Source organism: Streptomyces sp. NPDC059906 (assembly GCF_042730645.1).
GTDB lineage: Bacteria > Actinomycetota > Actinomycetes > Streptomycetales > Streptomycetaceae > Streptomyces > Streptomyces rubrogriseus.
This window is the reverse complement of sequence record NZ_JBHWKU010000019.1, coordinates 58,218-77,228: the sequence shown is the minus strand read 5'-3', so window position 1 is coordinate 77,228 and position 19,011 is coordinate 58,218. Positions and strand designations below refer to the sequence as shown.

Below are 19,011 nucleotides of genomic sequence, written 5' to 3'. Positions count from 1 at the left end.
TCTGCCCGCGTGTCCGTCACGCAATAGGTGTCCGCGTCCGATCCGGGATCTTTCCCGAAGCTTTTCGCGACCGCCCCCTCCCGATGCCGAATCGTGACTGGGCTCACGTAGATTCCTCCAAGGCTACGCGCGTAGAAATTTTGTACGGGTAGTCTGAAGGGACCTGCTCAGCACCACACACCGGGAGTGCCAGTGGCACGCGTCGTAGTCGACGTCATGCTCAAGCCGGAGATCCTCGACCCCCAGGGCCAGGCGGTGCAGCGCGCACTGCCGCGACTGGGTTTCGAAGGGATCTCGGACGTCCGCCAGGGAAAGCGATTCGAACTGGAAGTGGACGGGCCGGTCGACGACGCCGCCCTCGCCCGCATCCATGATCTTGCGGAATCCTTCCTCGCCAACACCGTGATCGAGGACTTCACCGTCAAGGTCGAGTCCGAAGACGTAGTCGCGGGGGCGGCGAAGTGACCGCTCGTATTGGCGTCGTCACTTTCCCCGGCTCTCTCGACGACCGGGACACGCAGCGCGCGATCCGCGTCGCCGGCGCCGAACCCGTCGCCCTCTGGCACAAGGACAAGGACCTCAAGCAGGTCGACGCCGTGGTGCTGTGCGGCGGTTTCTCGTACGGCGATTATCTGCGCGCCGGCGCCATCGCGCGCTTCTCGCCGGTGATGGACAGCGTCATCGAGCAGGCGAAGGCCGGGCTGCCGGTGCTGGGCATCTGCAACGGCTTCCAGATCCTCACCGAGGCACACCTGCTGCCCGGCGGCATGCTGGGCAACGACCACCTGCACTTCATCTGCCGCGACCAGAAGCTGCGGGTGGAGAACGCGGACACCTCCTGGACCAGTGACTACACCGCCGGTCAGGAGATCCACATCCCGCTGAAGAACATGGACGGCCGCTACGTCGCCGACCGGCGCACGCTGGACGAGCTGGAGGCGGAGGGCCGCGTCGCCTTCCGCTACCTGGACATGAACCCCAACGGCTCGCTCAACGACATCGCCGGCATCACCAACGCCGCCGGGAACGTCGTCGGCCTCATGCCGCACCCCGAGCACGCCGTCGAGTCGCTGATCGGTACGGGCCGTACCGACGGACTGCCGTTCTTCACCTCGATCCTCAAGAAGCTGGTCAACGCATGAGCCGGACGCCTCTGGACACGGTCGAGCACGCGACCGCGACCCCCGACGTCGAGCTGCCCTGGGCCGAGCTGGGCCTGAAGAAGGACGAGTACGAGCGGGTCGTGGAGATCCTCGGCCGCCGCCCCACCGGCGCGGAGCTGGCCATGTACTCCGTCATGTGGTCCGAGCACTGCTCGTACAAGAGCAGCAAGGTCCACCTGCGCCAGTTCGGCGAGAAGGCCCCCCAGTCCGAGGCGATGCTCGTCGGCATCGGCGAGAACGCCGGTGTGGTCGACGTCGGCCAGGGCTACGCGGTCACCTTCAAGGTCGAGTCGCACAACCACCCCTCCTACGTCGAGCCCTACCAGGGCGCGGCCACGGGCGTCGGCGGCATCGTGCGCGACATCATCGCGATGGGCGCGCGGCCGGTGGCCGTGGTCGACCCCCTGCGCTTCGGCGCGGCCGACCACCCCGACACCAAGCGAGTCCTGCCCGGCGTCGTGGCCGGCATCGGCGGCTACGGCAACTGCCTGGGCCTGCCCAACATCGGCGGCGAGGTCGTCTTCGACGCCTGCTACCAGGGCAACCCGCTGGTCAACGCCGGTGCCATCGGCGTCATGCGGCACGAGGACATCCACCTCGCCAAGGCGTCCGGCGCGGGCAACAAGGTCATCCTGTACGGCGCCCGCACCGGCGGCGACGGCATCGGCGGCGCGTCGATCCTGGCCTCCGAGACCTTCGACGACGCGAAGCCGTCGAAGCGCCCCGCCGTCCAGGTCGGCGACCCCTTCCAGGAGAAGCTCCTCATCGAGTGCACCCTGGAGGCGTTCGCCGAGAAGCTGGTCGTCGGCATCCAGGACCTGGGAGCGGCGGGCCTGTCCTGCGCGACCAGCGAACTGGCGTCGAACGGCTCCGGCGGCATGCGCGTGACGCTGGACGACGTACCCCTGCGCGACTCGACCCTGTCTCCCGAGGAAATCCTCATGAGCGAGTCGCAGGAGCGCATGTGCGCGGTGGTGGAGCCGGAGAAGGTCGACCGCTTCCTGGAGATCTGCGAGAAGTGGGACGTCATCGCCACCGTCATCGGTGAGGTCACCGACGGCGACCGGCTGGAGATCTTCTGGCACGGCGGCAAGATCGTCGACGTCGACCCGCGCACCGTCGCCCACGACGGCCCGGTCTACGAGCGCCCCTACGCCCGCCCCGACTGGCAGGACGCCCTCCAGGCGGACGACGCGAACAAGCTGCCCCGGCCGGGCACGTCCGACGAGCTGAAGGACCAGGTCCTCAAGCTGGTCGGCTCGCCCAACCAGGCGTCCAAGCAGTGGATCACCCAGCAGTACGACCACTTCGTGCAGGGCAACACCGTCCTCGCCCAGCCCGAGGACTCGGGCATGATCCGCGTGGACGAGGAGTCCGGCCTCGGCGTCGCCATCGCGACCGACGGCAACGGCCGCTACGCCAAGCTCGACCCGTACACGGGCGCGCAGCTGGCGCTGGCGGAGGCCTACCGCAACGTCGCCACGACCGGCGCGAAGCCCCTCGCCGTCTCCGACTGCCTGAACTTCGGCTCGCCGGAGGACCCGGCGGTCATGTGGCAGTTCGCGGAGGCCGTGCGCGGCCTGGCCGACGGCTGCCTCCAGCTCGGCACCCCGGTGACCGGCGGCAACGTCTCGCTCTACAACCAGACCGGCGAGGCGGCCATCCATCCCACCCCGGTGGTCGCGGTCCTCGGCGTCATCGACGACGTGGCCCGCCGCACGCCGGTCGCCTTCCAGGAGGACGGCCAGCTGCTGTACCTGCTGGGCGACACGCGTGAGGAGTTCGGCGGCTCGGCCTGGTCGCAGGTGGTCCACGACCACCTCGGCGGCCTGCCCCCGAAGGTCGACCTGGAGCGCGAGCGCCTGCTCGGCGAGATCCTGATCTCCGCCTCCCGCGACGGCATGATCGACTCCGCGCACGACCTGTCCGACGGCGGTCTGGTCCAGGCGGTCGTCGAGTCGGCGCTGCTGGGCGGCAAGGGCGCGCGCCTGGTCGTACCGGACGGGCTCGACGCCTTCACCTTCCTCTTCTCGGAGTCGGCGGGCCGCGCGGTCGTCGCCGTCCCGCGCTCGGAGGAGGTCCGCTTCAACGACATGTGCGGCGCCCGCGGCCTGCCGGTCACCCGCATCGGCGTGGTCGACGGCGACGCGGTCGAGGTCCAGGGCGAGTTCACCCTCCCCCTGACCGACCTGCGCGAGTCCCACGAGGGGACGATCCCGGGGCTGCTGGCGTAGGAGTCGCAGCTCCCTGAACGTCTGAGGTCCCGTCCGGTTCCGGACGGGACCTCGTCGTCTCAGCGCACGTAGTTCTTGAGGATCTCCGTGTCCAGCTCGATCCCGACGGGATCGGGGAGGACCAACGTCTCGCCGAACTTCGTGACGCGGGCGTTCCGGTAGCCGCCGACCTGCCGGTCGGGGGAGCTGTGCACCGTGATGGTGGAGCCGTCCCGGTCGATCAGCAGGTACAGGGGGATTCCGGCCTGCCCGTACACGGCCGGCTTCTCGTGCCGCACCCGTCGGTCGGTGTCCGGGTCGTACGAGGTGACCTCGACGACCATGAGGGTGCCGTCCGGGTCGGCCCATGCGCCATGTCCGGCGAAGTGAGCCTCCGGCGTGAGTACGGCGTCGGGGCGCGCCCTGCTGTGCCCGCCCGCGTCGGCCCGGAGCCCTTGGGTTCCGTAGAGATCCAGATCGGGTCGGGACCGCATACAGCGTTTGGTCAACCAGGACACGACGGCGCCGTGATCCCCGTCCCTCGCCTTCTTGACCCCGACGCGTCCGTCGATGAACTCGAGGGTGACCGTTGCGGGGGCGCCGGAGGCGATCGTCTCGAAGTCTTCCACCGACATCTGAGGGTTGCGTTCGGCCATGCCGTCATGGTGCTCGGCCACCGGCGCCGCGCGGGAGAGTTGCTCGGACGTGGACCCGTACGGGTGATCCGGACTTCAAGGTTGCGCGAAATTACGTACTTACGTAATTTGAAAGGGTGGAGCGACTGGAACAACGGGTGGCCGACCTCGAACGGCGCCTCGCCGCCCTGGAGGCGGCCGACCGGCCCGCCCCCGGCCCCAAGGAGGGCGACCTCTGGGCCCTGGACGGCCTGAAGGAGCAGCTCGCCGAGCTGGGGGCGGAGGCCGGCGGCGTGCTGTTCACCGGCTCCGTACGGCTGCCGACCGGGGAGCTGTACGCCTGGCAGCACGGCGTGCTGACCGAAGGGCTGCTGGACGCCGACTGGGCGGAGACCGCCGAGGTGTTCGCGGCCCTCGGGCATCCCGTGCGGCTGCGGCTGCTGCGGGAGGTGCTGGGCGGCCGGCGCACCGCCGCCGAGCTGGCGGAGCTGGACGGGATGGGCACGACCGGCCAGATCTACCACCACCTGCGCCAGCTCACCGGCGCCGGCTGGCTGCACACCACCGGCCGGGGCCGCCACGAGGTGCCGCCGGGGCGGGTCGTACCGCTGCTGGTGGCGCTGTCCACCGCACGGAACTGAACGGGACCGCCAAGACGATCAGGACGGTCAGGACGGTCAGGACGGTCAGGACCGTCACGAGCAAGGGGGAACGAATGATGTCCGCACGCAAGCTCGCCATGATCACCTTCCGGGTGCTGCAGCTCGTCTTCCTGGCCCTGGTGGTCGTCGGCGTCCTCTTCGACCCGGGGTATCCGTGGTGGAGCGTCTTCCTGCCGCTGGTCCTCGCCTACGCCCTGATCACGGTGGTCAACCGCTGGAACGGCGGCCCCCCGGACGCGCCCGGCAGGTCCCCCGAGCCCCTCGAGGTCGCCCCGCCCGTCACCGGCCGCTGGTCCGCGCTGAACAGCCCCGCCGACCGCACCCCGAGCCACGGCGTCCACGCCTACGGCCAGACCTTCGCCATCGACCTCGTCGCCGAGCCGGAGCCCGGCGCCCGCCCCGGCTTCCGAGCCCTGTGGCCGCTCGCCCGGCGCCCCCGCGACTTCCCGGCGTTCGGCGCCCCGGTCCTCGCGGTGGCCGACGGCACGGTCGTACGGTCCGACGACGGTCAGCGTGATCACCTGAGCCGCACCTCGCTGCTCGCGCTGCTGTACCTGATGCTCGTCGAGGGCTCGGTGCGGGAGATGGCCGGTGTCCGCCGCATCGTCGGCAACCACCTCGTCCTCGACCTCGGCGACGGCGTTCACGCCCTGTACGCCCACGTCCAGCGGGGTTCCTTCGCCGTCCGCGAGGGCGACCGGGTCCGCGCCGGCCAGGTGCTCGCCCGGTGCGGCAACTCCGGCAACTCCACCGAGCCGCACGTCCACTTCCAGCTGATGGACGGTCCCGACCCGGACACCGCACATGGAGTCCCGTTCACCTGGCGCGGCATCGGCGTCCCGCGCAACGGCGCGTATCTGGACGTGGCGGAGACCCCGCGGGCGGGGATTGACCTCGAGCGCGGTTGAGCTTCTAGAGTCGGCGGCGTCGAGGCCGACGTACCGGAGACGGACCGAAGGCGGACCGAAGGTGTACGGGAGGAGAGCGGTCATGAGGACGCTGGTGCTGGGCAGGACCGGGCTCAGGGTGACGGCGGTGCTGGACACGCTGCGCGCCGACGGGTTCGACGTGGAGGGGGTCACGACCGACGAGGAGGCCCGCAAGCTCCTGCAGTCGCGGGAGTTCGGCGTCATGGTCATCGGCGGGGGTGTGGGACCGGACTCCCGCGCCGTCCTCAAGGAGCTGGCGGGCGAGTGCGGGGTGCGGCGGGTGATCGACGGCGCTTTGACGGAGCCGTTCGACGTCTATGTGCGCCGGGTGTTCGAGCCGTTGATCCGGGAGGCCGCCGCCGAGGGGTGAGGCGCCCACTCGCGGGGCTCGCCTAGGCTCACCGCCATGCCGCCCGCCAGGAAACGCCCCCGCGCCTACGACCCCGCCCGCACCCGCACCGCCGTTCTCGCCCAGTTCGGCCACGTACGGGCGGCCGTCCGCGCCCTCGCCCCCGAGCAGCTCGGCCTGCCGACCCGGCTCGGGGAGTGGAGCGTGCGGGAGCTGGTCGCGCACGTCGGGATGGCGCTGACCGCCGTGGACCGGCTGCTGGGGGAGCCCGAGCCGGTGCGGCAGGACGGGCGGCTGCTCGACTGGCCGTTCGCCATCGCCGCCGACGCGGACGCCATCGCCGGGACGGCCCGGCGGCTCGCCGCCGAGCACCCCGACCTCGACGCCCACCTCGCCGAGGTTGAGCGGCGCTTCACCGAGCGGCTCGACACCCACCCCGGGAGCAGGCTGCTCCCCACCAGCGCGGGCGCCCTGCCGCTGGCCGACTACGTCGTCACCCGCACCGTCGAGCTGGTGGTGCACACCGACGACCTGAACGCCGCGGTCCCCGGCCTCGACATCCCGTACGACCGGCAGGCGCTGGCCGCCGCCACCCGGCTGCTGGCCGACGCGCTCGCCGTGAAGGCGCCCGGCGGCTCGACGGAGGTGCGGATCCCGCCGTACGCGGTCGTGCAGTGCGTCGAGGGTCCCCGGCACACCCGGGGCACCCCGCCCAACGTCGTCGAGACCGACCCGCTGACCTGGATCCGGCTCGCCACCGGACGGCTGGCCTGGAAGGACGCCCTGGACGGGGCGAAGGTGAGCGCGAGTGGGGAGCGGGCCGATCTCGGGGCGCTGCTGCCGCTGCTGGGCTGAGCGCGGGGCGGGGAGGCAGCGAGAACCGGACGGACGACGGAACCGGGCCCTCCCCGTCTCCGTCGAATCGGCATGTACAGGCAGAAGCAGCAGCAGAGGCAGCAGAGGCAGCAGAAGCGGCAGCGCAGCATGACCCTTACCGCGGCGGCCGTCGTCGCGCTCGTCCCGCTCGCCGCGGCCTGCGGGAGCGAGAAGGCCGACGGCACCGGCAGTGGTTCCGTCGGCGCGGACGGACCGCGCGTCACCGGCGTCCGGTGGAGCATCGACAGCGTCACCGTCGACGGCACCACCCACCGGGCGCCGGACGCGGCACACGTACGGATCGACGACGGCGGCGAGGCCGCGGGCAGCACCGGCTGCAACAGCTTCAGCGCCCGCGCCGCCGTCGAGGACGAGGGCGAGGGCGACGGCGAGGGCGACGGCCAACGGGTCCGGCTCAGCGACGCCATGTTCACCGAGAAGGCCTGCGCCAAGACCCCCGCCGGCTTCGAGAAGTCCCTCGGCCGCGCCCTCACCACCGGCCCCCTCACCACCGCGAGCGAGGGCGACCGCCTGACCCTCACCACCGCCGACGGCGACACGGTCCGGCTCAGCAGGTCCGAGGACGCCTCGCTCCACGGCACGAAGTGGGTCGTGGACGCCCCGGGCCAGAAGGGCGGCAAGGGCCGCGCCCACCTCACCTTCGACCAGGGCGCGAGGACCGTCTCGGGGCGGCTCCCCTGCAACCACGTCAACGCCAGGGCCACCGTCAGCGACGGGCGTATCACCCTCGGCGCCCCGTCCACCACCCGAATGATGTGCGAAGGCTCACTCATGGACGCCGAGAAGCGGCTGCTGGGCCTCTTCGACGGCAAGATCGACTACCGGATCGATCAGGAAACCCTCACGCTGACCAGCGAAGACGGTGTCACGGTCCGCGCCGTCGCCGACCGGTGATCCACGGGTGGCCCCCGCATCCCCAATTCGGACCAGTGGTCGATCTCGCCTACACTCGAAGGCGTGCCACGTGGTGACGGTCGACTCAATCACGATCTGCTTCCCGGCGAGAAGGGCCCCCAGGACGCTTGCGGCGTCTTCGGTGTCTGGGCTCCGGGTGAAGAGGTCGCAAAGCTCACGTACTTCGGGCTGTACGCCCTCCAGCATCGGGGCCAGGAATCCGCGGGAATCGCGGTCAGCAACGGCTCCCAGATCCTCGTCTTCAAGGACATGGGCCTGGTGTCCCAGGTCTTCGACGAGACCTCGCTCGGTTCGCTCCAGGGTCACATCGCGGTCGGTCACGCCCGCTACTCGACCACCGGCGCCTCCGTGTGGGAGAACGCCCAGCCGACGTTCCGTGCCACCGCGCAGGGCTCCATCGCGCTCGGGCACAACGGCAACCTCGTCAACACCGCCCAGCTCGCCGAGCTGGTCGCCGACCTGCCCAAGCAGGACGGCCGCTCCACGCGGGTCGCGGCGACCAACGACACCGACCTGATCACCGCGCTGCTCGCGGGTCAGGTCGACGAGGACGGCAAGCCGCTGACCGTCGAGGAAGCGGCCGGCCAGGTGCTGCCCCAGGTGCGCGGTGCCTTCTCCCTCGTCTTCATGGACGAGCACACCCTCTACGCGGCCCGCGACCCGCAGGGCATCCGCCCGCTGGTCCTCGGCCGCCTCGAGCGCGGCTGGGTGGTCGCCTCCGAGTCCGCCGCTCTCGACATCTGCGGCGCCAGCTTCGTCCGCGAGATAGAGCCGGGCGAGTTCGTCGCCATCGACGAGAACGGCCTGCGCACGTCCCGATTCGCAGAAGCGAAGCCCAAGGGCTGCGTCTTCGAATACGTGTACCTGGCCCGCCCGGACACCGACATCGCCGGCCGCAACGTCTACCTCTCGCGTGTCGAGATGGGCCGCAAGCTGGCGAAGGAGGCCCCCGCCGAGGCCGATCTCGTCATAGCGACCCCGGAATCCGGCACCCCCGCCGCGATCGGCTACGCCGAGGCCTCCGGCATCCCCTTCGGCAACGGCCTGGTGAAGAACGCCTATGTCGGCCGGACCTTCATCCAGCCCTCACAGACCATCCGCCAGTTGGGCATCCGCCTGAAGCTGAATCCCCTGAAGGAAGTCATCAAGGGCAAGCGGCTGGTCGTCGTCGACGACTCCATCGTCCGCGGCAACACCCAGCGGGCCCTGGTCCGCATGCTCCGCGAGGCGGGCGCCGCCGAGATCCACATCCGGATCTCGTCCCCGCCCGTGAAGTGGCCCTGCTTCTTCGGCATCGACTTCGCCACCCGCGCCGAGCTGATCGCCAACGGCATGAGCGTCGAGGAGATCGGCACCTCGATGGGCGCCGACTCCCTGGCGTACATCTCCATCGACGGCATGATCGAGGCGACCACCATCGCCAAGCCGAACCTGTGCCGGGCCTGCTTCGACGGCGAGTACCCGATGGAGCTTCCCGACCCCGAGCTGCTCGGCAAGCAGCTCCTGGAGACCGAGCTGGCCGCCGGGCCCGCCGGTACGGCCGCCGCCGACGCCATCCGTCGCCCGTAGCCGTCCGCTTCCCCGGATCGCCCGGCTCCCCATGGTTTCCCTGGCCTCCCTGCCGTACGACACGAAGGTTCACATCGTCATGCCTGACACAACTGGTGCCAGCTACGCAGCAGCCGGCGTCGACATCGAGGCGGGCGACCGCGCCGTCGAGCTCATGAAGGAATGGGTCAAGAAGACGCGGCGTCCGGAGGTCCTCGGCGGCCTCGGCGGCTTCGCCGGCCTCTTCGACGCCTCCGCCCTCAAGAACTACGAGCGCCCGCTGCTCGCCTCCGCCACCGACGGCGTCGGCACCAAGGTCGACATCGCCCGGCAACTCGGCGTGTACGACACCATCGGCCACGACCTGGTCGCCATGGTCATGGACGACATCGTGGTGTGCGGCGCCGAGCCGCTCTTCATGACCGACTACATCTGTGTCGGCAAGGTCCACCCCGAGCGCGTCGCCGCCATCGTCAAGGGCATCGCCGAGGGCTGTGTGCTGGCGGGATGCGCCCTGGTGGGCGGCGAGACGGCCGAACACCCCGGCCTGCTGGGCGCGGACGACTTCGACGTCGCCGGCGCCGGTACGGGCGTCGTGGAGGCCGACCGCCTGCTCGGCCCGGATCGCATCCGTACGGGTGACGCGGTGATCGCCATGGCGTCCTCCGGGCTTCACTCGAACGGGTACTCGCTGGTCCGCCACGTCCTGCTGAACGAGGGCGGCCTGGCGCTCGACGCCCACCTGGACGGTGTCGGCCGCACCCTCGGCGAGGAGCTGCTGGAGCCGACCAAGATCTACTCCCTGGACTGCCTGGCCCTCATGCGCACCGCCGAGGTCCACGCCTTCAGCCACGTCACCGGCGGCGGACTCGCGGCCAACCTGGCCCGCGTGATCCCCGACGGCCTGCACGCCGTGGTCGACCGCTCCACCTGGACCCCGGGGGCGATCTTCGACCTGGTCGGCCGGACCGGCAAGGTCGAGCGCCTGGAGCTGGAGAAGACCCTGAACATGGGCGTGGGCATGATCGCGATCGTGCCCGAGGAGTCGACGGACGTGGCCCTGACGACCCTCGCCGACCGCGGTGTGGACGCCTGGGTGGCCGGCGAGATCACCGACCGCGCGGACCACGAGAGCGGCGCGGCACTGGTGGGCGACTACGCCGCCTGAGGTGTCGCAGGTGCCGCAGGTCCCCCGGATGCCGCGGGTAGCACAGAACCCGGTCGGTGACAGAGGTCACCGACCGGGAAGGTGTTCAGTGCAAGGTCAAGCGCCGCGTCGCTGTTGGGACGGGGACTGGCCGTCCTCGTCCTCGTCGTCGTCCTCATAGAGGTCGGCGTACTTTGCGTACACGTCGTCGTCCTGCTCATCGTCCTCGAATTGCTCGCCATTCGGCGGTTGCGAATTCGACGGCGATGCGCCCAGCTCCTCGGCCAGGCGGGAGAGATCAGTCCCACCGCTGTTGTACTTCAGCTGGCGGGCGACCTTCGTCTGCTTGGCCTTGGCCCGGCCGCGCCCCATGGCTCGACCCCCTCAACGACGGGGCTCGACGGCCCCAGAGTCTTGACACGCGTTCATGGTCCGGAACGGGCTCTCCGCAGAGAGACCGGTCCGTAGGGCTTCCACGGTACCTGAGCCCACGCCCATACGGTACGTCGCCCGCAGCACGTGGCCCTGCCCAGGACCGTCGAGGCGCCCCGTCCTCGCTGGTCAAAGGCGATTTTAACCACCTTTCGACGGTCGACCCGCCGGGATAAGTGAGAGTTCTCTCCAACTGCCCCCCGACGGGTACCGGTCAACCCCGCGAAGACCCTGCCGGGCCACCGTCCGCGACCGTCGGATCACGGCCGGGGACGGGCCTCCGCCATCCGCTGCTCGGCGATCCGGTCGGCCGCCGCGGCCGGCGGAATACCGTCTTCCTTCGCACGTGCGAATATGGCCAGCGTGGTGTCGTAGATCTTCGAGGCCTTCGCCTTGCACCGGTCGAAGTCGAACCCGTGCAGCTCGTCGGCGACCTGGATGACACCGCCGGCGTTCACCACGTAGTCCGGCGCGTAGAGGATCCCGCGGTCGGCGAGGTCCTTCTCGACGCCCGGGTGGGCGAGCTGGTTGTTGGCCGCGCCGCACACCACCTTGGCGGTCAGCACCGGCACGGTGTCGTCGTTCAGCGCGCCGCCGAGCGCGCAGGGCGCGTAGATGTCCAGGTTCTCCACCCGGATCAGCGCGTCGGTGTCGGCGACGGCGACCACCGACGGGTGCCGCTCGGTGAGGGCCCGCACGACGTCCTTGCGCACGTCGGTCACGACCACGTGCGCGCCCTCGGCGAGCAGGTGCTCGACCAGGTGGTGGCCGACCTTGCCGACGCCCGCGATGCCGACGGTGCGGTCGCGCAGCGTCGGGTCGCCCCACAGGTGCTGGGCGGCGGCCCGCATGCCCTGGTAGACGCCGTAGGAGGTGAGCACGGAGGAGTCGCCCGCGCCGCCGTTCTCCGGGGAGCGACCGGTCGTCCAGCGGCACTCGCGGGCCACGACGTCCATGTCGGCGACGTAGGTGCCGACGTCGCACGCGGTGACGTACCGGCCGCCCAGCGAGGCGACGAACCGGCCGTAGGCGAGGAGCAGTTCCTCGCTCTTGATCCGCTCCGGATCGCCGATGATCACGGCCTTGCCGCCACCGTGGTCCAGCCCGGCCATGGCGTTCTTGTACGACATCCCGCGGGCGAGGTTCAGCGCGTCGGCGACGGCCTCCGCCTCACTCGCGTACGGGTAGAAGCGGGTACCGCCGAGCGCGGGGCCCAGGGCGGTGGAGTGGATGGCGATGACGGCCTTGAGGCCGCTGGCACGGTCCTGGCAGAGCACGACTTGCTCATGTCCCCCCTGATCCGAGTGGAACAGGGTGTGCAGTACATCAGCAGGTGCGCCGTTTACGTCGGTCACGGTGGTGACTCCTGTGTAGGTGCGGCGATGGGTGGCAGGCCCCGTGAAGGTGGCGGGGACTGTGGCACGAGATTAGAGCCTGGGGGTACCGGCCCGCCGCACAGTGCTCAGGATCACCTCCGCACGGAGTACGGGCGTGCGACGATTTGCAGAGATTCCCGCGCGTTTGTGATCCGTTTCCACGGGTTTCCGCAGGTTTTCGCGCCGGTGCGCGGGGGAGGGAGCAGGCGTGCCCAAGGTGTCCTCGGTGATCGTCCCGTACGCGGCGTATCTGCGCGTGTACGAGCCGCTGGCGGCCTTCCCCGACGAGGAGCGCGCCCACTGGACCCGCTACGCCCGCCGCCCCGACCGGCCCTCCTACCAGGACGAGCTGCGCCGCTCGCTGGCCGACCTGCTGCCCACCCCGCCGGTGGCGGTGCCGGTGCACGAGAGCGCCGACGCCTTCGTGACCGAGGTGGACGGCGTGGTCTGCGTCTGCCCCTGGCGGACCCGGCTGCGCGGCTGGCAGGCCCTGGGCGAGGTGGCCGAGGACTTCCCGGAGCCGGTCCTGGACGCCCTGATCCCACCCGTCGTACGCCGCCAGAGCGCGCAGGACTACGAGCGCTGGCTGGAGCGCAACCCGGACGCCAGGCCCTGGATCCGCACGGCCACCTGGCAGGTGCCGATCAACTGGTTCGTGCTGGTCTCCGACGCGGAGCGGGAGTACGACGGGGGCGGCGGCGACGAGGCGGCGGCCGCACCGGTGCTGCGCTACCGCACGCCCATGGTGCAGGCCCGCCGGCGGGTGGCCCGGGGGCTGCGGGCCCTGCGGGAGGCCGTGGACGAGGGACCGCTCATCGACGGCCTGGTGGATGTGGGGCGCTGGCTGGAGGAGTTCCACCCGCGTTCGCTGGTCGAGCTGGACTACGGCGGACTGGTGCACGCCCTGCCGGCCGGCGAGTTGGCGGCGGACCACTCCGCGGCCGACGTGGCCGAGGGGATCGAGGCGCTGCGCCACGGCGACGGGGTCACCGCGGGGGCGGCGTACGGGCGGCTGGTGGAGCGCTGGCGGGCGGTCCGGGACCGGCGCTCGGCGAACTGACGTTTGACGTACCGCCCGATGTGGGGTTTCGTCTTCCGCTCCGACACCCGCCCGGTGTGGGCTGATCCCTTGCCGACAAGGGACGTAGGTCCCGATCCGGGCGTTTGCGTCAAGCGTGATGGACCGCACGTACATCACTCTTGCGCCGCTTCCCCCTCCTCATGCCAAAATAGGACAAGGAGCCCGGGGAGGGCTCCTTCCGTCCTGCCGTGATGCACTGTGGGTGGAATCTCAGCATTGCACGCTTTGGGGGGTCTGGTGACTCCTGATCGCTCCTGTGACTGATCGTCACAGAGGCGTGACTGTCCGCTATGGCATGGTCCATCGGCTTCCGTCGCTGATGAACACCTGGGAGGGCAATTCCATCGGTTTGGCCGACGCGGCTGGACAGATGGTGTAGTTGTAGTGCCGAGGACAAGCCGTTCGTCCTATAACCGACTCGACTCGCGTCCGCCATTTCGGGCAACGCGGGTCAAGGTGCAGAATTTAGAGGAATGAACCGAGAAGGTTCGGTTCTCCCGAGGAGGCCGCTCATGACCGCTCGCACCCCTGATGCCGAGCCGCTGCTGACCCCGGCTGAGGTCGCCACCATGTTCCGCGTCGACCCGAAGACGGTCACGCGCTGGGCGAAGGCCGGCAAGCTCACGTCGATCCGCACGCTCGGCGGGCATCGCCGCTACCGCGAAGCCGAGGTCCGCGCTCTGCTCGCGGGCATTCCGCAGCAGCGCAGCGAGGCCTGAACAACTGAATAACCGGGCAGAACGGCGGGTCCCCCAACCTGTCGCGGCGCCCGGAACCACAGCTCCAAGCGACGCCGTCCCTGCCCCAACAGAGGTGCGTCGTTGATCGCGCTGGACTCCGCCGGGTCCAGCGCGATTTTTTTGTGCCCGGGCCCGGATCTGTGTCCGGGCTTGTCGGAGTCTGGGGAGGGGTGTCGGATCGGCTGTGCGAGCGCTGCGAAGGTGGTGCAATTGCACATATTAAATTGATCAGTTGTAGGAGAGTCGTAAGTGCCGCGGTTCCAAAAACTCATGCGGTGACACCCGTCACACTCCGCGGCGGTTGTTGGATCCGGCGCCTGTGCGCTAATGGAGGCGAGGCCTCCAGGAGGTCTGCGGGGCAAGGGCGTTGGGGGCGCGCGGTTTCATGCCGTGGACGCGCCTCCGTCGTCGACGCCCTCTTGACGGCCCGTCGGAGACTGCGGGGCCGGTGAGTCCAGTGCGAGCCGCAGGAGCCGGTGACAGATCGGACAGTGGCGCGTCACGTGACCGTATGACGACGCGGCCGACAGATGCGCGCGGAGCAGGGCCCGCGTCTCGTGCCTGACCGATGTCGCCATACGCCACCTCCAGGGGTCACACGGGGGTTGTGCCCTGTCTTTGGAGTACCGAGCGAAAGTGACGCCGTCAAGGCCGCGAGAGACGCCCTGAGGGCCCCTCAGGGCGTCTGGCGGTCCCGGACCGACCCGGGCAACGAAGAAGCCCCGCGCCGATTGCTCGGGCGGGGCTTCCTCTACTGCGGTCCTGACGGGATTTGAACCCGCGGCCTCCACCTTGACAGGGTGGCGAGCACTCCAAACTGCTCCACAGGACCAGGTTTCGCGGCGCTTCTTGTGCGTTGCGCTGCGAGAAGAGACTGTACAGGAGGGTGGGCCGCCGGTCGAACTCACCCTCCGTACGGGCTTCGTCACGGTGCGAGGGCGTCGATGGCCTTCACGATCCGCTTGTCGGAGACGGGGTACGCCGTGCCCAGCGCGTGGGCGAAATAGCTGACCCGCAGCTCCTCGATCATCCAGCGGACGTCCAGGACCTGCCGGGGCACCGGCCGCCCCTGCGGCATCTGCTCGAGGAGCCACGCGTACTCGTCCCGCATCTCGTGGACCTTCTCCATGCGGGACGTGTCCCGCTGCACACCGGTCGGCATCTGCTGCAGCCGGCGGTCCGCGGCGACCAGGTAGCGCATCAGGTCCGGCAGCCGCCCGATTCCCGCCTCCGTCACGAAGCCGGGCTTCACCAGCGCGTCCAGCTGCCCCCGCACGTCCTGGAGGTTCGCCAGCAGCGCCGGGCTGCGTACGGCCTTCAGGCGGCGCTCACAGGCCTGCCAGGCCGCCAGCACCTGCTGCACCTGGCCCACCGTACGGACGGTCGTGTCGACGATCTCCGCGCGGACCTTGTCGTAGAGCTTGCGGTACGACTCCTCGTCCCAGGCCGGGCCGCCGAAGTCCGCGATCAGCCGGTCCGCCGCCGCCATGGCGCAGTCGTCGAACAGGGCCTGGATCGAACCGTGCGGATTCGCCGACAGGCCCAGCTTCTGCTGGTTGGTCAGCTTTTCGGACGCGAACTTCGCGGGGTTGACCGGGATGTTGCGCAGGATCAGCCGCCGCGTGCCCCGCCACATCGCCTGCGTCTGCTCGGCCTCGGTGTCGAAGAGGCGGACGGAGACGGTGTCCGCCTTCGGCCCGTCGTCCACCAGCGCCGGATACGCCTTCACCGGCTGGCCGGCCCGGCGGGTCTCGAAGACCCGCATCAGCGTGCCGATCGTCCAGTCCGTCAGCCCGGAGCGCTCCACGGACTCGCCGCCGCTGCGCTCCGCGGTGGCCGCGGCGGCCTGCGAGAGCGCCTTGCGGGCCTTGGGACGCAGCCGGAGCTTCAGCGCCTCCAGGTCCTTGTCCTCGGCGAGCTTGCGGCGCCGCTCGTCGACGATCCGGAACGTGATCTTCAGATGGTCGGGCACCTTCGACCAGTCGAAGTCCTCCGCGTCGAACGGCACCCCCACCATGCGCTTCAACTCCCGCGCCATGGTCACCGTCAGCGGCTCCTGAAGGGGCACGGCACGGTCCAGGAACGCCTGGGCGTAGTTCGGCGCGGGCACGTAGTTGCGGCGGACCGGCTTGGGCAGGGAGCGGATCAGCTCCGTGACGACCTGCTCGCGCAGGCCCGGGATCTGCCAGTCGAAGCCCTCGTCCGTGACCTGGTTGAGCACCTGGAGCGGCACGTGCACGGTCACGCCGTCGGCGTCCGCACCCGGCTCGAACTGGTACGTCACCCGGAACTTCAGCGGCCCCTGCCGCCAGGAGTCCGGGTAGTCGTCCTTGGTGACCGCCCCCGCCTTCTCGTTGATGAGCATCTCGCGCTCGAAGTCGAGGAAGTCGGGCTGCTCGTGCCGCTTGTGCTTCCACCACGAGTCGAAGTGCGCACCCGAGACGACGTGTTCGGGCACCCGCTGGTCGTAGAAGTCGTACAGCGTCTCGTCGTCGACCAGGATGTCCCGGCGCCGCGCCCGGTGCTCCAGCTCCTCGACCTCGGTCAGGAGCCTGCGGTTGTCGGCGAAGAACTTGTGGTGGGTGCGCCAGTCGCCCTCCACCAGCGCGTTGCGGACGAACAGCTCGCGGCTGATCTCCGGATCGATCCGCCCGTAGTTCACCTTGCGCTGCGCCACGATCGGTACGCCGTACAGCGTGACCTTCTCGTACGCCATCACCGCCGCCTGGTCCTTCTCCCAGTGCGGTTCGCTGTAGGTGCGCTTGAGGAGGTGCCCGGCGAGCGGCTCCACCCACTCGGGCTCGATCTTCGCGTTGACGCGGGCCCAGAGCCGGGAGGTCTCCACCAGCTCCGCCGACATCACGAACCGCGGGGGCTTCTTGAAGAGCGCGGAGCCCGGGAAGATCGCGAACCTGGCGTTGCGCGCGCCCAGGTACTCGTTCTTCCCCGTGCTCCTCCCGCCCTCCCCTCCGGCGTCCTTCACGTCCTTCATGCCGACGTGCGAGAGCAGCCCGGCCAGCAGGGACACGTGGACGCGGTCGTCGGGGGCCGCCTGGTCGGCGTCGTTGAGGTGGATGCCCATCTGCCGGGCGACCGTGCGCAGCTGCGTGTAGATGTCCTGCCACTCGCGGATGCGCAGGAAGTTCAGGTACTCCTGCTTGCACATCCGGCGGAAGGACGACGAGCCGCGCTCCTTCTGCTGCTCGCGCACATAGCGCCAGAGGTTCAGGAACGCGAGGAAGTCGCTGGTCTCGTCCTTGAACCGGGCGTGCTGCTGGTCGGCCTGCGCCTGCTTCTCCGCGGGGCGCTCCCGCGGGTCCTGGATGGACAGTGCGGCGGCTATGACCATGACCTCGCGGACACAGCCGTTCTTGTCCGCCTCCAGCACCATCCGGGCCAGCCGCGGGTCGACGGGCAGCTGGGCGAGCTTGCGGCCGGTGTCGGTCAGCCGCTTGCGTACGTCCTTCTGCGCCGGGTCGAGCGCGCCCAGCTCCTGGAGCAGTTGCACGCCGTCGCGGATGTTGCGGTGGTCCGGCGGGTCGATGAACGGGAACTTCTCGATGTCGCCGAGGCCGGCCGCAGTCATCTGCAGGATGACGGAGGCGAGGTTGGTCCGCAGGATCTCCGCGTCCGTGAACTCCGGGCGCGCGGTGAAGTCGTCCTCGGAGTACAGCCGGATGCAGATGCCGTCGGACGTACGGCCGCAGCGGCCCTTGCGCTGGTTGGCGCTGGCCTGCGAGACCGGCTCGATGGGCAGCCGCTGGACCTTGGTGCGGTGGCTGTAGCGGGAGATGCGGGCGAAACCGGGGTCGATGACGTACTTGATGCCCGGCACGGTGAGGGAGGTCTCGGCGACGTTGGTCGCCAGGACGATCCGGCGCCCGGTGTGCTGCTGGAAGACACGGTGCTGCTCGGCGTGCGAGAGCCGCGCGTACAGCGGCAGCACTTCCGTGAACCGATACTTCTTCTTCTCCAGCGCGTCCGCCGTGTCCCGGATCTCGCGCTCGCCGGAGAGGAAGACGAGGATGTCACCCTTGCCCTCGCCCATCAGCTCCTCGACGGCGTCGGTGATCGCCGTGATCTGGTCCCGGTCGGCGTCGTCGCCGTCCTCCTCCAGCAGCGGCCGGTAGCGCACCTCCACCGGATACGTACGTCCGCTGACCTCGACGATCGGGGCGTCGCCGAAGTGGCGCGAGAAGCGCTCCGGGTCGATGGTCGCCGAGGTGATGACGACCTTCAGGTCCGGCCGCTTGGGCAGCAGCTGGGCGAGGTAGCCCAGCAGGAAGTCGATGTTGAGGGACCGCTCGTGGGCCTCGTCGATGATGATCGTGTCGTAGGCGCGCAGCTCGCGGTCGGTCTGGATCTCGGCGAGCAGGATGCCGTCCGTCATCAGCTTGATGAAGGTGGACTCCGGGTTCACCTGGTCGGTGAACCGCACCTTCCAGCCGACGGTCTCCCCGAGCGGGGTGTCCAGCTCGTCCGCGACCCGCTCGGCGACGGTGCGCGCGGCGATCCGGCGGGGCTGGGTGTGCCCGATCATGCCGCGGACACCACGGCCCAGCTCGACACAGATCTTCGGGATCTGGGTGGTCTTCCCGGACCCCGTCTCACCGGCGACGATCACGACCTGGTGATCACGGATGGCCGCCGCGATCTCGTCCTTCTTCTGGCTGACCGGGAGCTGCTCGGGGTAGCTGACGGCGGGCACGCGCGCCCGGCGTTCGCCGATGCGCTGCTCGGCCTTGGCCACCTCCGTCTCGATCTCGGCGAGGACGGCGGCGCGGGCCTCCGGCTTGCGGATCTTCCGCGCACCTTCCAGCCTGCGGCCGAGCCGGTGCGCGTCGCGCAGCGACAGCTCGGTCAGCCGGGGGGCGAGGGTGCCGAGGGCGGGGGCAGGATGCGTAGACATACGGGTTCCAGGATC

The 19,011-nt window shown here is 70.1% G+C and carries 17 protein-coding genes and 1 tRNA gene; 12 read left to right on the top strand and 6 right to left on the bottom strand.

Going from position 1 to position 19,011, the window contains the following annotated elements; translation table 11 throughout:
* Positions 1–192 precede the first annotated feature (192 nt).
* From purS to purL, 3 genes are read left to right on the top strand one after another with little or no spacing between them, the layout of a single operon-like run.
* A complete protein-coding gene (gene purS, locus ACFV9J_RS26350) occupies positions 193–465 on the top strand; it encodes a phosphoribosylformylglycinamidine synthase subunit PurS (RefSeq protein ID WP_003974895.1) in 273 nt (90 codons plus the stop codon).
* Positions 462–1,142, top strand: coding sequence for a phosphoribosylformylglycinamidine synthase subunit PurQ (purQ, locus tag ACFV9J_RS26345; protein WP_385357756.1), 681 nt, complete (start codon positions 462–464; stop codon positions 1,140–1,142). The genes purS and purQ overlap by 4 nt, the downstream gene beginning before the upstream one ends.
* On the top strand, positions 1,139–3,397 hold the full coding sequence (gene purL, locus ACFV9J_RS26340) for a phosphoribosylformylglycinamidine synthase subunit PurL (RefSeq protein WP_385357754.1): 2,259 nt from the start codon (positions 1,139–1,141) through the stop codon (positions 3,395–3,397). The genes purQ and purL overlap by 4 nt, the downstream gene beginning before the upstream one ends.
* A 59-nt stretch (positions 3,398–3,456) precedes the next feature.
* Here the strand turns inward: purL and ACFV9J_RS26335 are convergent, their stop codons facing one another.
* Entirely contained in the window at positions 3,457–4,032 is a 576-nt protein-coding gene (locus tag ACFV9J_RS26335) for a Uma2 family endonuclease (protein WP_385357752.1), read from the bottom strand.
* A 137-nt stretch (positions 4,033–4,169) separates the two neighbouring features.
* Here ACFV9J_RS26335 and ACFV9J_RS26330 point away from each other — a divergent pair, with 137 nt between their 5' ends.
* The 7 genes from ACFV9J_RS26330 (at position 4,170) to purM (ending at position 10,479) form a co-directional block, all read left to right on the top strand.
* Positions 4,170–4,652 carry an ArsR/SmtB family transcription factor gene (locus ACFV9J_RS26330; RefSeq protein ID WP_385357938.1) on the top strand — a complete coding sequence of 161 codons (483 nt, stop codon included), beginning with the start codon at positions 4,170–4,172 and terminating at the stop codon, positions 4,650–4,652.
* A gap of 77 nt (positions 4,653–4,729) precedes the next feature.
* Positions 4,730–5,581 carry a M23 family metallopeptidase gene (locus ACFV9J_RS26325; RefSeq protein WP_385357749.1) on the top strand — a complete coding sequence of 284 codons (852 nt, stop codon included), beginning with the start codon at positions 4,730–4,732 and terminating at the stop codon, positions 5,579–5,581.
* Between the two features lie 82 nt (positions 5,582–5,663).
* Entirely contained in the window at positions 5,664–5,972 is a 309-nt protein-coding gene (locus ACFV9J_RS26320; RefSeq protein WP_385357746.1) for a hypothetical protein, read from the top strand.
* A 36-nt stretch (positions 5,973–6,008) separates the two neighbouring features.
* On the top strand, positions 6,009–6,806 hold the full coding sequence (locus ACFV9J_RS26315; protein WP_385357744.1) for a sterol carrier family protein: 798 nt from the start codon (positions 6,009–6,011) through the stop codon (positions 6,804–6,806).
* Positions 6,807–6,878: 72 nt separating this feature from the next.
* Positions 6,879–7,742 (top strand): META domain-containing protein, encoded by an 864-nt coding sequence (locus ACFV9J_RS26310; protein ID WP_385357742.1) that lies wholly within the window; start codon positions 6,879–6,881, stop codon positions 7,740–7,742.
* Between the two features lie 63 nt (positions 7,743–7,805).
* Positions 7,806–9,332, top strand: a complete 1,527-nt coding sequence (gene purF / locus ACFV9J_RS26305; RefSeq protein WP_385357740.1) for an amidophosphoribosyltransferase — start codon at positions 7,806–7,808, stop codon at positions 9,330–9,332.
* A 79-nt stretch (positions 9,333–9,411) separates the two neighbouring features.
* Complete coding sequence (purM, locus tag ACFV9J_RS26300; RefSeq protein ID WP_385357738.1) at positions 9,412–10,479, top strand: phosphoribosylformylglycinamidine cyclo-ligase; 1,068 nt, start codon at positions 9,412–9,414, stop codon at positions 10,477–10,479.
* 96 nt (positions 10,480–10,575) lie between these two features.
* Here purM and ACFV9J_RS26295 read toward each other — a convergent pair whose 3' ends face one another.
* A complete protein-coding gene (locus ACFV9J_RS26295) occupies positions 10,576–10,830 on the bottom strand; it encodes a DUF3073 domain-containing protein (protein ID WP_003974884.1) in 255 nt (84 codons plus the stop codon).
* 320 nt (positions 10,831–11,150) lie between these two features.
* The gene (locus ACFV9J_RS26290) at positions 11,151–12,245 is read right to left on the bottom strand and encodes a Leu/Phe/Val dehydrogenase (RefSeq protein WP_385357735.1); all 1,095 of its coding nucleotides are present in this window, start codon (positions 12,243–12,245) and stop codon (positions 11,151–11,153) included.
* A 229-nt stretch (positions 12,246–12,474) separates the two neighbouring features.
* On the opposite strand from ACFV9J_RS26290, the gene ACFV9J_RS26285 reads away from it, so the two are divergent.
* Both ACFV9J_RS26285 and bldC read left to right on the top strand, forming a co-directional pair.
* Entirely contained in the window at positions 12,475–13,326 is an 852-nt protein-coding gene (locus tag ACFV9J_RS26285; protein WP_385357733.1) for a hypothetical protein, read from the top strand.
* A 533-nt stretch (positions 13,327–13,859) separates the two neighbouring features.
* A complete protein-coding gene (bldC, locus tag ACFV9J_RS26280; RefSeq protein WP_003949541.1) occupies positions 13,860–14,066 on the top strand; it encodes a developmental transcriptional regulator BldC in 207 nt (68 codons plus the stop codon).
* 404 nt (positions 14,067–14,470) lie between these two features.
* Here the strand turns inward: bldC and ACFV9J_RS26275 are convergent, their stop codons facing one another.
* The 3 genes from ACFV9J_RS26275 to hrpA all read right to left on the bottom strand — a co-directional run bounded on the left by ACFV9J_RS26275 (position 14,471) and on the right by hrpA (position 18,996).
* Positions 14,471–14,665, bottom strand: coding sequence for a DUF6274 family protein (locus tag ACFV9J_RS26275; RefSeq protein WP_385357731.1), 195 nt, complete (start codon positions 14,663–14,665; stop codon positions 14,471–14,473).
* Between the two features lie 179 nt (positions 14,666–14,844).
* Positions 14,845–14,919: transfer RNA gene (locus tag ACFV9J_RS26270), tRNA-Asp, on the bottom strand.
* A gap of 93 nt (positions 14,920–15,012) precedes the next feature.
* On the bottom strand, positions 15,013–18,996 hold the full coding sequence (hrpA, locus tag ACFV9J_RS26265; protein WP_385357729.1) for an ATP-dependent RNA helicase HrpA: 3,984 nt from the start codon (positions 18,994–18,996) through the stop codon (positions 15,013–15,015).
* Positions 18,997–19,011: the final 15 nt, after the last annotated feature.